The organism is Thalassotalea sp. HSM 43, from assembly GCF_004752005.1.
Classification (GTDB): Bacteria; Pseudomonadota; Gammaproteobacteria; order Enterobacterales; family Alteromonadaceae; genus Thalassotalea_A.
Map to the genome: position 1 here is coordinate 3,584,593 of NZ_CP038493.1, position 16,291 is coordinate 3,600,883.

The 16,291-nt window shown below is 43.3% G+C and carries 12 protein-coding genes; 7 read left to right on the forward strand and 5 right to left on the reverse strand.

Features of this window, described 5'->3' with window-relative positions:
- Positions 1–133 precede the first annotated feature (133 nt).
- From E2K93_RS15760 to E2K93_RS15770, 3 genes are all read left to right on the forward strand, one after another.
- Positions 134–1,948 carry a protein kinase domain-containing protein gene (locus E2K93_RS15760; RefSeq protein ID WP_135440006.1) on the forward strand — a complete coding sequence of 605 codons (1,815 nt, stop codon included), beginning with the start codon at positions 134–136 and terminating at the stop codon, positions 1,946–1,948.
- Between the two features lie 57 nt (positions 1,949–2,005).
- Complete coding sequence (locus E2K93_RS15765; protein WP_135440007.1) at positions 2,006–2,383, forward strand: VOC family protein; 378 nt, start codon at positions 2,006–2,008, stop codon at positions 2,381–2,383.
- 82 nt (positions 2,384–2,465) lie between these two features.
- Positions 2,466–3,560, forward strand: coding sequence for a patatin-like phospholipase family protein (locus tag E2K93_RS15770; protein WP_135440008.1), 1,095 nt, complete (start codon positions 2,466–2,468; stop codon positions 3,558–3,560).
- On the opposite strand, the gene E2K93_RS15775 is transcribed toward E2K93_RS15770, so the two are convergent.
- Positions 3,557–4,900: an anti-phage deoxyguanosine triphosphatase gene (locus E2K93_RS15775; protein ID WP_135440009.1), complete on the reverse strand. Its 1,344-nt coding sequence runs from the start codon at positions 4,898–4,900 to the stop codon at positions 3,557–3,559. The two genes, E2K93_RS15770 and E2K93_RS15775, sit on opposite strands and share 4 nt — an antisense overlap.
- Before the next feature lie 137 nt (positions 4,901–5,037).
- Positions 5,038–5,790 carry a sulfate transporter CysZ gene (cysZ, locus tag E2K93_RS15780; protein ID WP_135440010.1) on the reverse strand — a complete coding sequence of 251 codons (753 nt, stop codon included), beginning with the start codon at positions 5,788–5,790 and terminating at the stop codon, positions 5,038–5,040.
- Between the two features lie 268 nt (positions 5,791–6,058).
- Here cysZ and smc point away from each other — a divergent pair, with 268 nt between their 5' ends.
- The 4 genes from smc (at position 6,059) to E2K93_RS15800 (ending at position 13,969) form a co-directional block, all read left to right on the forward strand.
- On the forward strand, positions 6,059–9,562 hold the full coding sequence (gene smc, locus E2K93_RS15785; protein WP_135440011.1) for a chromosome segregation protein SMC: 3,504 nt from the start codon (positions 6,059–6,061) through the stop codon (positions 9,560–9,562).
- A 13-nt stretch (positions 9,563–9,575) separates the two neighbouring features.
- A complete protein-coding gene (gene zipA, locus E2K93_RS15790) occupies positions 9,576–11,066 on the forward strand; it encodes a cell division protein ZipA (protein WP_228445366.1) in 1,491 nt (496 codons plus the stop codon).
- A gap of 72 nt (positions 11,067–11,138) precedes the next feature.
- Positions 11,139–13,160, forward strand: coding sequence for an NAD-dependent DNA ligase LigA (ligA, locus tag E2K93_RS15795; RefSeq protein ID WP_135440535.1), 2,022 nt, complete (start codon positions 11,139–11,141; stop codon positions 13,158–13,160).
- Positions 13,161–13,366: 206 nt separating this feature from the next.
- Positions 13,367–13,969, forward strand: a complete 603-nt coding sequence (locus tag E2K93_RS15800; protein WP_135440012.1) for a LysE family translocator — start codon at positions 13,367–13,369, stop codon at positions 13,967–13,969.
- Here E2K93_RS15800 and E2K93_RS15805 read toward each other — a convergent pair.
- The 3 genes from E2K93_RS15805 to E2K93_RS15815 form a co-directional block, all read right to left on the reverse strand.
- Complete coding sequence (locus E2K93_RS15805) at positions 13,959–14,663, reverse strand: NAD(P)H-binding protein (protein ID WP_135440013.1); 705 nt, start codon at positions 14,661–14,663, stop codon at positions 13,959–13,961. The two genes, E2K93_RS15800 and E2K93_RS15805, sit on opposite strands and share 11 nt — an antisense overlap.
- A 727-nt stretch (positions 14,664–15,390) precedes the next feature.
- The gene (locus tag E2K93_RS15810) at positions 15,391–15,837 is read right to left on the reverse strand and encodes a YeeE/YedE family protein (protein WP_135440014.1); all 447 of its coding nucleotides are present in this window, start codon (positions 15,835–15,837) and stop codon (positions 15,391–15,393) included.
- A 1-nt stretch (position 15,838) separates the two neighbouring features.
- Entirely contained in the window at positions 15,839–16,261 is a 423-nt protein-coding gene (locus E2K93_RS15815; RefSeq protein WP_135440015.1) for a YeeE/YedE family protein, read from the reverse strand.
- Positions 16,262–16,291: the final 30 nt, after the last annotated feature.

The window sequence follows — 16,291 nt, forward strand, 5'->3', positions numbered from 1 at the left end:
TAAGCATAGCCAACAGCGGTTAGTTGCGCATCAACCACGCAACAAATTGAAAATTAAATTCACAATGCTTAATTTGCTTGTAATAATGATTACCATGTATCGCAGGCAAGCATAAGATCTGCAAGAGATTTTTGTGGCAGAAAAAAAGCTAAAACATTTTTATATCGCTGAAGACCAATCCATTTATTTGCTTAGTTCGAAAGACGCCGCAAAGCTTAAAAAATGGATGGAACTTTGTATTAAACAGCTCAATCGTCTTGGCTACAGTAATGTAGAAATGATTGGTAAAGGTGCCTACGGTTTTGTCTTTGAGGGTGAAGACGACAACAACCAACCACAAGTCTTTAAGTTCTCGCGACTTGATTTGCCGTTGCATGTGCAAGATAGGTTGGAAGAAGAAGCGCAAATGCAAGACGCTCTGAGCCACGCTGCCATTCCTCGGTTGTATGAATATTTAAAAATTAAGCGTCAGTCCATTATCCACATGAGCCGCGCCAAAGGCGAAGATTTAGAGGTTATTTCGTTAAAGCAGGGGCCGTTGCCTGCAGAGCAAATCGTTAACATTACCATTTTAATGATCGAGCTACTTACTTATATTGCTGATCCAAAACATAACCGTATGCTAAAACCAGTGGTTCATGGTGATATCAAACCATCAAACATTGTTTGGGATGACGCCAAGCAATCGCTGCAGTTGATCGATTGGGGCTCGTCGGTATGGGCACAGTTGGATAAACAGGGCAACAGTACCGCGACCAATGTTATGGATTTGATGAGCTCTGATATCCAGCAAACCAATTCTCGTATGGGTGATATCTATTTTATCGGTGAAGAGCAGCTTAACGGTGGTTTATCTAGCCCAAGATTTGATGAGCAAGGCATGGCGGCGACCATTTATGCCTTAGCATCAGGTCAATCATGTCGTTATGGCTACAAGGTGATAACCGCAAGCTCGCTTGGCTTACCGCAAATTCTGGCCAAACCAATTGATGCAATGCTTGGCGATGACCCAGTATTGCGTCGTCAAGCCGGTGACTATCTTTTTAACAACCTTGGCATGTTAAAAAAGTTGGTGTTATCCGATACACCAACCAAACCTGCAGTTGAACCGTTAATTCCTGTTTGGCTTAGACACCATGAAGAAGATATCGAAACCGTTGTCTATGGCTCTCGTAAGTCGTTTTTAAGAGAGCAGGGTAGCGAGCAAAGCTTGTATGACGTTGATGATGTGCAGCTGGAAAAATATTATAAAAACTACCTTGCTGGTATGGGAGCAACGGAAAAGGCATTTATTGCCGCGGTCAGTCGCTTAGCAAAATACCCTGTGGTCGGTGGCCTTGCTGTGCGCTGGGAAAAAGACGGCGTTTATGTTGATTCCAATATCACCTTATATGATCCGTCGTTAGAGTATTCGTTTCAGGCGGCGGTCAATAATATGATCTATTTGGCGCAAGGTATTTATCGCGTCGGTATTTTTAAATCTTGCTTATTTAACGCCAAAGATACGCTGCATTTTGAACGTGATACACGCACTGCACCATTTGAAAATAATGGCCAGCGCATTCCATTTGAAGTCTCGGCAATCACTGATTTAGAAAATGTATCGCATTTGCACTCATATTTTGAAGACGGTAAAGACCCTGATGAGTATTTGCATTTACCCGACAATGTGATGCTGGTTCTTAAAGAAATGAACAGCATTCATCATACCGGTTGTATTATTTTTGAGGTGCTGGAACAACATCTCAAAATTCACAGCTATTTAATGCTGCTCGATCACAGTAAAAAGCAACAATTTGAACAGTGCTTACAACAACTTCTCGAATTATTGCCGAGCATTGATGAGCTTGGAATTGCTGGCTTTATGAAGCTACCTTATAAAGACACGCGGTTTTTTGAACATATAAATCAGTTACCTGAGCATTACTATCCAAAGAATCCTAAATAGTTTTGTTAGCGGCAACTTTTGCCTGATATAACTGCACAGCCAAACGAGGACTACAGAATGGACAAAAATAACATAGGTGATATGGCATGGCTTGATTTAACCGTCGATGATGCCGAAAGCGTTCGAGATTTTTATCAACAGGTCATCGGTTGGAAATCCGATAGTGTGTCGATGGGAGACTATGAAGACTTTGTTATGTTGAGCCCCAAAGGCGGTGATGCGCAAGCCGGAATTTGTCATGCTCGTGGCGGCAATGCGGAATTACCACCGGTATGGTTACCGTACTTTCTGGTTGCCGATATTGATCAGGCCGTTAGTGCGGTAGAGCAAAATGGCGGTGCTATGGTGACCGACATTAAATCTATGGGCAGTGACAGATACGTGATCGTTAAAGACCCCGCTGGAGCCCACTGTGCCTTGTATTACAAAGGCTAGCGCAGTAAAGACGAACCAAGTAAATTCGAGCAACATAAAGACCAACACAGCTCGATAATTAACATAAGCGAAGATAATACAAGTGAGCAGTTCATTAACCTTGTATGCAGGTAAAACGGCATATCACACCATCAAGCAATACGGCTTACAGCCAGATCTTTTTACCACATTGGTGGGTGCCAGTGGTGGGCCGAAATGGTTTGTATTAGCAGGCCTCGATCGTTATTTTTGTGGTGATTTTTTTAAAGACAGAACAACGCCGCTAGATACCTTGGGATCATCAGCCGGCGCATGGCGGTTCAGTTGTTACGCGCAAAATGACAAGCTCGCGGCGATAAACCGCTTGATAGATGGCTACGCCAATTTAAGTTATCCAAAAAAAGCCAATAAACAACAAGTGACAGCGCAATCTGAACAGCTTTTACAACATGTGCTGGGGCAAAATGGGGTGAATGAAATCATCAATAATCCCAACATTAGCAATCATATCATTGTCGCTCGTTCAAAAGGCTTAAGTCGCCATGAGAATCCTGTGCTGCAGTTAGGTGGTTTACTGGCCAGTGCGATGGCTAATGCGCGCAGCCGCAAACGTTTATCGAAGCATTATCAACGCATTATTTTCTCACAAAATCAGTCTACCGCGCCGTTTGATTATAACGATGGCATTGACTCAAAACAGGTGGCGTTATCGGCGGACAATACCTATGATGCGTTATTGGCGACGGGGGCTATTCCACTGCTTATTGGCGGGGTGAGAGACATCAGCGGCGCAGGGCCTGGCATGTATCGCGATGGTGGCATCATTGATTATCATTTCGATCAGCGATTTTTAGCGCGACCGGTGACGGTAGATGGCAACCCGTCTAAAGAGGGGCTGGTATTGTATCCGCATTTCCATCATAAATTTAAACCCGGTTGGTTCGATAAATACGTAAAACACAGATACAGCAACCAAGAGTATTTTGATAACGTGTTGGTGTTAAGCCCAAGTCAGCAGTTTGTCAGCAGTTTACCGTACCAAAAAATTCCCGATCGCACGGATTTTAAAACCTTATCTGAACAACAACGCATCGATTATTTTCTGCAAGTGGTCGCCGAAAGCAGCCGTTTAGCTGCTGAGTTTGATGACTTATGCCAACTCGATCTAGAACACCTGCCAGTGCAATTGATTGGTTAGTATAAATCTTGGCTTTTATTCAAACCTTGGCTCAAAAATAAACTGTCATAAACCCGTATAGCGTGCTCATCGGTCATCCCGGATAAATAGTCGGCAATGACGCGATGCGGGTTTTCACCTTGTTGACACGCAACTTGCCAACGTTCATTGGTCGAAATTGGCAACAATCGAGCAGGATCACTGGCAAACGCTTCAAACAACTCCATTACAATCTGTTGGCCCTTGTATTCCATTCGTTGGATGTCGGGTTGCTTGATCACAAATTTGTAGACGTAATCTTTGAATATTTTTAATGCTTGAGCTTGCTTTGCAGGCAGTGCGGCGTTGTAGCGCAATAATGGCTCTTGGAAGTTGGTACCAATGCTGTCATTTAAATCCTGCAACTCAATATGAGTGATCAAATAGTTCACCAGCATACCGATGGCATCTTTTTGCAGATAGCGCTTATAAGAAAATAACTTTTCAAATATTGCTGTGGTGTGTTTATTTAAAAATTCATCATCGAGCTCACTAAGTGGTCGCACAACGTTTTGTTCAAAGCTTTCACGACTGACAACACGGGTGACAATGGCGTCTTCCATATCGTGAATGCCGTACGCTATATCATCGGCTAATTCCATGATTGAACAGTCGAGTGATTTATAGCAGGTTTTGTGATGACCATTGCCATTAACAATGACCTTTTGAAATTCATTGCGATCTTTTTCTGACAATGGTGCAAGCACCCAGTCGATGATCTTAAGGTCGTCTTTATATAAACCTTTAGGTGGGTGCCAATCACCAGCTTTTAATTGGCGAAAGTTAACCGGCGGAGTTTGTGCTTGTTGATTGGCGAGTCGTTCAACCACTTGCGGGTACTTGATCAAGCCCAATAAGGTGCGCCGTGTTAAATTCATGCCAAAATGTTCAGTGTATGGTTCGAGCTTAGTAACAATGCGAAAGGTTTGCCCGTTACCTTCAAAACCGCCAAAGTTATGCATCATAAAATTAAGCGCCACCTCGCCGCCATGCCCAAACGGCGGATGGCCGATATCATGGGCTAAACACACGGCCTCAATAAGGGCATCTTCAGTGGGTAATAATTGTTGGCTTAGAGTCGGGTATTTATTGCGTAATTGGGCGCATATGCCTGAGCCAATTTGTGCGGCTTCTAGCGAATGAGTGAGCCTAGTGCGGTAAAAGTCACTTTGACCAACGCCCATGACTTGGGTTTTTGATTGCAGGCGTCGAAACGCAGCCGAATGCAGAATGCGAGCTCGATCCCGTTGAAACGGTGAGCGATGATCTAAAACTCGTGATCGTGTTCCTTGATCTTGTCTTTGTAACCAGTTCTCGTTCATTGAAAACTCCCATTTGACCGGCTTATAGCTTTAACATACTGAATTTAAATACGTTAGGCAATCATATGGGAGTGTCCGTAAGAGATTATTCTGTTCTAACTTAGCATATACGCTATGGCTTAACTGACGTTGCAGTCCTAGCCAGAAACATAATCGCGTTGAAAATAATCAACCCACATCGCTGTGGCACCGCAAATGGCAACCGGCATGACAATTAGGTTAACGATTGGGATCATCGCGGCAATAGTGACGCTAATGCCAAAACCAAAACACTTGCCTTTATGCTCAGATAACTTACTGCGCATGTCGATAAAATTGATTTTATGATTATCAAAAGGGTAATCACAATATTGGATGGCCATCATCCAGGCGATAAAGACAAACCAGATGATTTGTCCAAAAAATGGCAATATCCATAGCACGATAAAAAAGCCAATGGCGCGAGGTAAGTAGTATTTTAACTTACACCATTCGCGACTTAGGGTACGGGGAATATCCTTAATAACGTCTGCAAAGCCGGAATCATCCAGTTGATGACCAGACAAATGACGTTCAATTTTTTCACTTAATAAACCATTGAATGGTGCCGCCAACCAATTGGCAAACGTAGAAAACACAAATGAAAAACATATCAGCGCGGTGACATACAATAATGGTTCGACAAACATGGTCAGCCATGACCAGTCCGTGCCAAGCCATTGTTCAAAATCGACGATGATATCGCTAATGTATAAGGTGAGATAATAAAACGCGACGCCAAATAAAATGAGATTGACCATCAATGGCACAAATACAAAGCGGCGAATCCCTGGTGTTTTGATTAATTCAAAGCCTTTGAAAAAGTAGCCGGCACCACCTTGGGCGATAGGCTCGCGAATACTGCGTGTCATTTGTCATCCTTTATTATTGCGGTGAATTACCCTTCGCTTATAAGGTAAAGCTTAGTGGGTAATGAATCACTTTTTACACAAATTCATAGCTGTTTTTTAGTATAACGAATTAGGGGCTGGCAACAACAGCGAAAAATGTTACAAAGCGTGTGTTTATTTGATACAGTAGTTCAATAAGCATAAGCCTTTGCGCAATATTTTCAGCATTGCAACTCAGGCAGAAAAACAATAATAAATACCTAAAAAAAGAATCAATACTCGTTACTTTATGCGCCTAAAAAAGATCAAACTCGCCGGTTTTAAGTCTTTTGTCGACGTCACCAATGTGCCGTTCGAACAAGACATGACGGCTATTGTTGGGCCTAACGGGTGTGGTAAATCCAATATTATCGATGCTGTACGCTGGGTTTTAGGTGAAAGCTCTGCCAAAAACTTACGCGGCGACTCGATGACCGACGTTATTTTCAATGGTTCTACGTCTCGTAAACCGGTGGGCCAAGCAAGCGTTGAGTTGGTGTTTGATAATGCATCGCAAAGTTTGGTAGGCTCTATGGCCGATCGCAGCGAAATATCGATTCGCCGCGTGGTTAATCGTGATAGCCAAAATACCTACTATTTAAATGGCAGCAAATGCCGTCGTAAAGATATTACCGATATTTTTCTCGGCACAGGTCTAGGCCCGCGCAGCTATGCCATTATTGAACAGGGCATGATTTCTCGGCTTATCGAATCCAAGCCGCAAGAGTTGCGCATTTTTATCGAAGAAGCGGCAGGGGTCTCAAAATACAAAGAGCGTCGCCGAGAAACCGAAAACCGCATTCGCCATACTCGAGACAATTTATTGCGTTTGGCGGATATTCGCCAAGAGTTAGCGGTCAATTTGGAAAAACTGCATGGCCAATCGCAAGCTGCCATTCGTTTTCGTGAATTAAAAGCGCAAGAGCGTCAATTAAAAGCTGAACTGGCGGGCATACGATATCGCCATAGTCAGTTAAAATTGCAATCATTGCACAGTAAAGAATTGCAGTTACAAACTGAATTAGAAAAACTCAATGCTGAGCAAGTGCAGGCGGAAAAGGACATTATTAGCGCCCGTACGCGACAAGATGATAGCACCGACAAGCTAGAGCTGCTTAATCAAAAAAAATTGGCAATAACGTCAAATATTGCCGGCGTCGAACAAAACATCAAACATGTCAAAGCGCAAAAACTATCGCTGTCTGAGAATAACCAACGTCTGCAACAATCTTTGCAAGAGAGCAAGAAACTCATTGAGCAACATCAGCAACAACAAGCTGAGTTGCATGAGCAACTCAGCCAAATTGAACCAGAACTCGACATTGTCAGCGCCCAACTTGACGAATTGACGCAACAACAAATGGACATCAGTCAGCGCCAACAAAGCTGGCAACGACAATGGGATGAGCAGCAACGCCAACAAGCGGATTACGAAAAGCGCGTCGCCATTAATCAAAGCCAAATAGACGCGACAAATCAATTGTTGCTAAAAACAGAGCAGCGATTGAGTCAGTTGAAAGAGCAAACATCGCTAGTTGATGTTGAGCAATTACAACAACAGATTGAAGCGGCAATGCTCAGCGAACAAGAGTGTTCGAGTCGTTATCAACAGTATCAAGCGGTTGTCGAAGAATGTGAAAGCGCGTTGTTAACCGAGCAAAACAAATTACAAAATCTTCTGGATGAGGTGCAACAGCAAAAACTGCAGCAGGGCACGTTGCAATCGCAAATCGATGCATTGAACTCGATAAACGCCAATCAAAGTGATTGGCAAAAACGCCAATCTGATTATCTTCAACAACAAGGTGTAACGGAGCTTGAAAGCGTCGCACAACAGCTGAGCGTTGATGCGGGTTGGGAAGTTGCGGTTGAAATGGTGCTAGAGCATTTTCTTATGGCTCAATACGTTGAACAATGGCCGCAATCATGTGATTTAGAGCAAGCTGTGTTGGTTCGCAATGATACAAACACCGATAAACAGCCATTGCCTGAGGCGATAGCAGGGCAACACACCTTGTTGTCTAAAGTCGCTGGTGGTGACGCATTGGCTGATAAACTTTCCAAGGTGTTGGTTGCTGACACGCAAGACAAGGCATTAGAGCTTATTGGCGTGTTACCGGATAACAGCTGGTCAGTGATCTGCCCGCAAGGTTTATGGTTGTCGAAACAATGGTTACGCAAAGGGGTTTTAGCGGACTCTCAAGGTCAACTTGAACGACATAATCGTCTTAAAGAGCTGGCAGCGCAACACCACGCAGCACAACAATCCCTCGCTGATGCGCAACAACAACTTACTTTGCAGCAGCAAATCGTTGCCGAACAAAAGCTAACCCTCGCACAGCATATACAGCAACGTGGTGCCACGAACGAGGCATTACAACAGCAGCAACAGACGGTGCACTTAAAACGCCAAGAGCTTGAGTTAACAAAAAATCAGCAAGCTCAAATCGGTGATCAGATTGCCGCGCAACAGGAGCAGTTGCAACAGGAAATGACTCGTTATGAAGAGTTATTAATTGAGCAACATAATTTAGCAGAGGACAACTCAATTGATGCGTCAGCATTGACGGCGATGGCCGATGAACGTGAGCAATTGCTGCGACAGTATCAAGACTGTTCTAGCCAACATAAAGTTGCTACGCAGCGTTCTCAATCGCTGCAACTGACGCAACAAAAGTTGACTAGTGAATTAGCCGCCATCGAAAAAGCCAACGTTCGTGAGACGGAACATTGGCAAAAATTGCAGCAACAATTAGATGAATTAGAACAACAGGCTAAACAAAATCTGCAACCTCTTGATGAGCAACAGGCGCGTTTGCAAACGTTGCTAGAGCAACGGTCAAAACTGGATACCCAGCAATCGGCGATAAATCAGCAACTGCAGCAATCGAATCAGCAAATTGATCGCTTAAATGAGTGCCAGCACAATGCCATGCAGCGCATTAGCGCGAGCCAACAATCAATACAAGAATTGCTTGTTGATATGCAAAGCTACAAACTCAAAGCAGAGAGTGCAAAAGAGCAGTTGGCTGAGCTACAGCAAGATCTCGATACGATACTGGCTGCATTAGATAGCAAAGCCTCTGAAAATCAGTGGCAAATTAAATTGGCTCGTGTGGTCAAATCAATATCGGCGCTTGGCGCGATTAACTTGGCGGCGATTGAAGAGTTTGAACAACAATCGCAGCGTAAAAACTTTCTCGATCAGCAAAATGATGACTTACAGCAAGCATTAGCAACACTGGAGTCCGCCATAGCAAAAATTGATCGTGAAACTCGAGCTAAGTTTAAACAGACCTTTGAACAGGTGAATAATGACCTTAAGGTTTTGTTTCCTAAGGTTTTTGGTGGTGGTAGCGCCTATCTAGAGTTGACTGGAGATGACTTGCTTGATACTGGTGTGACCATTATGGCAAGGCCACCGGGCAAAAAAAATAGTACAATTCACTTACTTTCTGGTGGTGAAAAAGCGCTAACCGCATTATCATTGGTATTTGCGATATTCAGACTCAACCCCGCGCCGTTTTGTATGCTCGATGAAGTGGATGCACCATTGGACGATGCAAATGTCGGACGATTTTGTAAATTGGTTGAAGAAATGTCGCAAACAGTGCAATTTATCTATATCAGTCACAATAAAATAGCCATGGAAATGGCTTCGCACCTGACAGGGGTGACCATGTACGAACCTGGAGTTTCCAGAATGGTCGCCGTTGATATTGACGAAGCAGTTGCTATGGCAGAGGCAGTGTAAAACAGGCTTGGTAATGGAATTCAGTTTCAGAGATATATTAATAATTATAAGTGTCGTCGTCATCATCGCTATTTATCTGAACGGACGTCGAAAAATCCATGTAGATGGAAAAAACCCAATAAAGCTCAAATCGGACAAAGTCGAAACCTCTATTGAAGACGACGTTGCTCGTAATTTTGATCGAGAAGGTTTTGATCAACTTGGTGTTGGTGTGCCAAAACCTGTCGTTCTTGACAATTCGGTGCCAGAACCGAGTGACGAAGAGCTTGAAGTGATCACCTCGAATAATCCTCCACCAGTAAGCGATGAAGAGTTGATGGAGCAAGCGCCAACATTGCAAGAGATTGAAGTGCTTGAGCGTGATTTTTCTCCAAGTAACGATGATCTTGAGCCTATCGCTAAATCGGACAATAAAAATCAACAGTCGCTTGATGCCAGTATGCTCGATGCAACTTCAGCTATGGCAGAGACTGCCTTGGAAAATAGCTTAGAATCACAACATGCCATTGCTGAAAATGCTGAGGCCGTAAGTGATGCAGAGCAAAACGTTCAGGCAATGAACACGCCAGCGCCTGTTGCTGAGCAAAGTTTTGAAGAGGTTCCTGCGGTAGCTGATTCGGTCAGTGCCGAACCCGTAAGTACCAGTCAAGCTCGCAGCGCAACAGCTGAGCCGGCGACAGTCGCCGCTGATCAGAGTGTGGCGCAACACGCTGCGGCTGCAAAAGATGTCGCTGTGACGGCAAAACCTGCCAAAGTAACGCTAGAGCCAATTTACAAAGAGCCAGTTTACAAAGAGCCTGTTTACAAAGAGCCAGTGTTTGAGTCTAAATCCGCAACGCCAGAGCCAGAGATGCCTAGCATGAGCGCATTGGATGATGATGACGTGGCTGCGAACAATAGCGCTGTTGCGACTGAGCCAAAGGTGCAAAATGCTAAAGCCTCAGTTAAAGCTGCAGTCAAAGCAAAAGCCACAACCAGTACTGCAAAACCAACCAAAGCCAAAAAAACCGTTAAACGAAATCAAATGGAAATGGATTTTGATAATCTAGAGCGTGGTGAGAAAGTTGAGTTAGAACAAGAAGTATTGGCGTTATCAGTGGTTATGCCTGAGCAACAAGCAATCAGTGGTGCTGCCTTGTTACCGTGTTTCTTAACCTTAGGCTTGAAGTTTGGTGAAATGAATATCTTCCACCGCCATCAAGACAATGCCGGCAACGGCAAAATTACCTTTTCGGTTGCCAATATGGTTAATCCGGGTACGTTTGACTTGGATAACATAGAGCAATTCAGCACTCGCGGTATTACCATGTTTATGACCTTGCCTAATGCCAATGACCCGCAAAAAGTGTTTAAGCAAATGCTGAGCGCAGCTAAGCAAATTGCCGATGAATTTGGTGGTCAAGTCTTAGATGGGCAGCGCAGTGTTATGACTCGACAAACCGAGCAACACTATATGAGCAAAATACGTGAGTTCGATCGCCGCGCCCGATTGGCCGGTTACTAATCTCATTGAATCATCAAGCCCCACACAATGGGGCTTTTTAATCTAAAGTGATCCGTTATGTCTGAACAAGCCATGAATACCCCTATTTTAGAAAAGATGCAGCAAATCATTGCTGAGCTTAACGAGTACAATTACCAATATTATGTATTGGATCAACCGAGTGTGCCGGATGCACATTACGACCGGTTAATGCGTGAACTGCAGGCGTTAGAGAAAGACCATCCAGAGCTGGTACAACTCGATTCGCCTTCGCAAAAAGTTGGTGGTGCGCCGCTTAAATCATTCTCGCAAGTGACACATCAATTGCCGATGTTATCCTTGGATAATGTCTTTGGTGATGACGAGTGGCAAGCGTTTGTTAAGCGTATATCTGACCGCTTGCATACCTCGCAATTTGCCATTGCCGCAGAGCCTAAGTTAGATGGTTTGGCGGTCAGCTTGCGTTATGAACAAGGTCTGTTAGTGCAAGCGGCAACCCGCGGTGATGGCAGTACCGGCGAGAACATTACTGAAAACGTTCGAACAATTCATGCCATTCCCTTAAAGTTGCGTGGTAGTAACTTTCCTGACGTGCTTGAAGTGCGCGGCGAAGTGTTTATGCCAAAGCAAAGCTTTGAAATGCTTAATGAGCGGGCAATAAAGCAGGGTGAAAAGACCTTTGCCAATCCGCGCAATGCTGCCGCTGGCTCTTTACGCCAATTGGACTCTCGTATCACCGCCAAACGTAACTTGTCGTTTTACGCCTACAGTCTTGGTTATGTTAGTGATGAAAGCTGGTTGGCAGACAGTCACTTTCAACGATTAATGCAAGTTAAAGAACTTGGCTTGCCAATGTGCCCAGAGAGCAAATTATTGTCCGATGCCTCGCAATGTCAGGCTTTTTATCAAGACATCTTAACGCGACGCGAGCAGTTGTCTTATGAAATTGATGGCGTGGTCTTAAAGGTTGATGATATTGCCATGCAGCAAACGCTTGGTTTTGTTGCTCGAGCACCACGCTGGGCAACCGCGTACAAATTCCCAGCACAAGAAGAAATGACTCAATTATTAGATGTTGAGTTTCAAGTGGGCCGAACCGGCGCTATTACCCCCGTTGCACGTTTACAGCCGGTTTTCGTCGGTGGTGTGACGGTCTCTAATGCAACATTACACAACCAAGATGAAATAGAGCGTTTGGCGTTAAAAATTAATGACACAGTGATCATTCGCCGTGCAGGTGATGTGATTCCCCAAGTAGTCAGTGTGGTGATGGCCAAACGTGACGACAAGGCTAAGGATATTATCTTCCCACAAACCTGTCCTGTATGTGACTCTGCCGTCGACAAACAAGAAGGTGAAGCGGTATTGCGCTGTACTGGTGGATTGTTTTGTGAAGCGCAACGTAAAGAGGCGATCAAACATTTTGCATCCCGTAAAGCGATGGACATCGACGGTTTAGGCGATAAATTGGTTGAGCAATTAGTTGATGAAAACTTGATTCATACGCCAGCGGATTTGTTTGCGTTAAATGAGACTGTGCTAAGCACGTTAGAACGCATGGGCAGTAAGTCGGCACAAAATTTGGTTAGCTCTTTAAGCAAATCTAAACAAACGACATTAGCCAAATTTATTTATTCGCTTGGTATCAGAGAGGTTGGTGAAACAACCGCCAGTAATTTAGCTCAGCACTTTTTAACACTAACGGCATTGCGTGAGGCGAGTATAGACTTATTGCTGGAGGTAAGTGATGTTGGTGATGTGGTGGCAAATAACATTGTGCAGTTCTTTGCTCAGCCTCACAATAACGAGGTGATTGATGCCTTGCTTACCGCTGGCATTCATTGGCCTGATATTGAAGTTAAAGCTGACGATGAATTACCGCTTAAAGATCAAACTTTTGTTCTTACGGGTACGCTGAATCAGATGGGCCGCAGTGAGGCGAAAGCGAAGCTGCAATCTTTGGGAGCTAAGGTGTCAGGCAGTGTGTCGGCTAAAACCCATTACCTTGTTGCCGGTGAAAAAGCTGGAAGTAAGTTAACTAAAGCAACGGATCTTGGCGTCGATATATTAACGGAAGATGAAATGTTGGCATTATTTAGCCAACATGGTGTTTAAGCCAAGGTTATACGCTATTACGGATTAAGCTTTGCTTGCTGATAAAAATCGCATACAGTGAATCCCTGTATGCGATTTTTTTTGAGCGTTAATAAATCCATCAATGCAGAACAGCGACGCTAAATCGCTAATAACAAAAACAAAAGCAAAAGCAAAAGCAAACTAACCAGAACCTAAACCTAACCAATAGAAGTTTATATAAAACCATGGAATTTTTTCTACCAATTCTGATTTTTGCCTTTTCATCGACCATAACCCCTGGGCCTAACAATATTATGATCATGACCTCAGGGCTAAATTTTGGCATTCGCAGATCATTGGCACATTTGTTTGGTATTTGTTTGGGCTTCCCCTCAATGGTGGTGCTGGTTGGTTTAGGGTTTGGCGTCATTTTTGAGCATTTCCCGATGCTACATATGGCAATCAAAGTCATAGGTATTATGTATTTACTATATCTTGCTTATCTGATTGCCAATGCCGGTACCCAGCAACAAGGCGAGACAAAGTCTCAACCTCTTACCTTTATACAAGCGGTGCTATTTCAGTGGGTAAATCCTAAAGCTTGGGTTATGGCAACCGGGGCAATCGCCGCATTTACTCAGCTGGATGGCCATTTATTTAGCCAAGTATTATTGGTCGCTTTGGGCTTCTTTTTGGTCGCTTTTCCATGCGTAGGTAGCTGGCTCTATTTTGGCGTGTTAATGAACAAGATAATCAATAACCCTAAATCGGTTCGCTATTTTAACCTCACCATGGCGCTGTTACTGGTGGTGTCAATCTTACCTGTCGTTGCTGAACTCATTCCTTAGCCGCATCAGCTAAGCGGTGTAAAGTATCATTTTCGATAAACTCGATGTGATTGTTTTTGCCAGTGTCAGTGCCATTATATTGGTCACGTACCGCGATCTGGAACATGGCGTTTGCCACCGAGCTGACCTTAATCGGTTTTAATTTAGCTAACGGACCAATAAACACAAAGCCCAACATTGATGTAATAACGATAGAGAGTTGTTCAGCTAAGCGAAACTCTGGTCTTTGGCCAATCAATAAAGAAGGTCTAACAACGCTTATACGCGTTAAACCAAGGCGAGCTATGTCACACTCCATTCTGCCTTTAGTCGCATTGTAAAACGCTTTAGATTCACTGTTAGCACCTAAGCTTGAGATCACCATAAAGTGCTTTACCTGAGCGTGTGCGCATTGTTTGCCAATATCTAGCACCAATTGATAATCAATTGCCGCGAAGGCTTGCTTCGTTTTGGCCTTTTTTATGGTTGTCCCTAAACAACAAAACACTGTATCAATGCCTCGTAGATGTTCTGCGAGGTTCTCTATCTGATCGAAATCAACCACGACTTGTATTAATTTTGCGTCACTAACATTAAGCTTTTTACGAACAAAAACCGTCACTTGGCTAAATTGCGTACTGTTAAGCAGCTTTGTGAGCAGGGCACTTCCGGTCAGACCTGATGCGCCAAAAAGGGCGGCCGTTACAGTTTTCATGATTGTTTTAACCTATATGTAGTTTTGTTCTTAGAGGAATATTTATATTACCAAAAGAATATAAAAAAAAGTAAAAAAAACGCTTGCAAATTTACAGGTCAATAACAGTACGGCGTGGAAAAAGTTATCCACTGTTTTTGTGAAAAACTTTGCATTTTTGTTAAATTTACAAGACAGGTGGAAATGTAACTGCCATGAAAACTTTATAAATTTTGAAAGTGTAAACTTGGCATAGGTCTGTAAACCGTATCTAGCAACATTTAATAACATTGTTAACAGAGTTATCCACAGCTCGAGGTGTAAAAAGTTTATTGTACTAACTGTGCAATAAAGTGCTTATCTATAGCATTAATGTACAAAAATAAAATATGACGAATCGAGACAATGTTGCGAATTTATAAATTGACATTTGTCAGTTTTTTCATCCTTTCAAATTTGATTTTTATTGAATTCAGATTACGTGCAGCTAGGTTAACATCTTGTTTTTAAAGGGGTGAAAGCCATTGCTGTGATTTTTGTATAGGCGCACGGTTAAATATGGCGAAAATTTGTGGCGTTGGGGCTTGCGTTGTAAAAATTAACGAATTCATTGGGTCATCAGTACTTTTTATTGTCTTAAATTCAAGGCGTCAATTTGCATAAAAAACGCACCATCTGAATAGTTATTCATGATGATGCGTTTTTTATCTATAGTTATCAACAGCACTGTTTTGGTGCAGAAATTAGCTTATTGACTATTTTTATTGGCCTTCTGAGCGATGATCATACCAACTAACATCATCAAAATAAAAGCCAGTATTTTATCATTGGCACCAATTATATTAGCAACGGCTGGACCCGGACAAATACCCGATAAGCCCCAGCCAATTCCAAAAATAGCACTGCCAATGATTAATCGGCTATCGATGCTGGTACTTTTAGGCAAATCGAAGTTACTGGCAAATATTGGTTTTTCCATTCGTTTTATCACAAGCAAATACGCGCTTATAAACACCATTAATGCCCCAGCCATGACAAACCCGAGACTGGCATCAAAATTACCGAATAAGTCGAGAAAGTTAAGCACCTTATCTGGATTGACCATTTGCGACACCGTTAGGCCAATCGCGAATATTAGACCACAGACAAAGGCAGATACATTGGTTACGATGCTTTTTCCGGTTTTACTGGTCATGCTAGCCTCCTACCATGTGGCGTGTTACAAACACCGTAATGGCGGCTGTGATCATAAACACAACAGTGGCGACGATTGAACGTTTTGATAATCGTCCTATACCACAAATGCCGTGACCGCTGGTGCAGCCTGAACCATATCTAGAGCCAAAACCAACCAAAAAGCCGCCTATGATCACATGTGACCATTGTACATTGATTTCATTGGGCAACGAAAAGCCGAAAAAAGCGGCAATCATAGGGCCAGCAATAAGGCCGAGTATGAAAAATAACTGCCAGCTCGATTGAATCGGATAGCGAGAAAAAGTATGGGCAAAAATACCGGAAATTCCGGCTATCTTACCGAGTAACAACAACAATAAGATTGCTGCTATACCTATAATAGCGCCACCAATCAGCGCCGAATAGGGAGTGAATTCTGTCATATAAAAAATACCTTGGATCTAAAGTTGCCT

What these genes read in the sequence shown, in the direction of transcription:
- E2K93_RS15765 (WP_135440007.1), top strand. Translation starts at nt 2,006, where the DNA reads ATGGACAAAAATAACATAGGTGATATGGCATGGCTTGATTTAACCGTC.
- E2K93_RS15775 (WP_135440009.1), bottom strand. Translation starts at nt 4,900, where the DNA reads ATGAACGAGAACTGGTTACAAAGACAAGATCAAGGAACACGATCACGA.
- cysZ (WP_135440010.1), bottom strand. Translation starts at nt 5,790, where the DNA reads ATGACACGCAGTATTCGCGAGCCTATCGCCCAAGGTGGTGCCGGCTAC.
- smc (WP_135440011.1), top strand. Translation starts at nt 6,059, where the DNA reads ATGCGCCTAAAAAAGATCAAACTCGCCGGTTTTAAGTCTTTTGTCGAC.
- zipA (WP_228445366.1), top strand. Translation starts at nt 9,576, where the DNA reads ATGGAATTCAGTTTCAGAGATATATTAATAATTATAAGTGTCGTCGTC.
- ligA (WP_135440535.1), top strand. Translation starts at nt 11,139, where the DNA reads ATGAATACCCCTATTTTAGAAAAGATGCAGCAAATCATTGCTGAGCTT.
- E2K93_RS15800 (WP_135440012.1), top strand. Translation starts at nt 13,367, where the DNA reads ATGGAATTTTTTCTACCAATTCTGATTTTTGCCTTTTCATCGACCATA.
- E2K93_RS15805 (WP_135440013.1), bottom strand. Translation starts at nt 14,663, where the DNA reads ATGAAAACTGTAACGGCCGCCCTTTTTGGCGCATCAGGTCTGACCGGA.
- E2K93_RS15810 (WP_135440014.1), bottom strand. Translation starts at nt 15,837, where the DNA reads ATGACCAGTAAAACCGGAAAAAGCATCGTAACCAATGTATCTGCCTTT.
- E2K93_RS15815 (WP_135440015.1), bottom strand. Translation starts at nt 16,261, where the DNA reads ATGACAGAATTCACTCCCTATTCGGCGCTGATTGGTGGCGCTATTATA.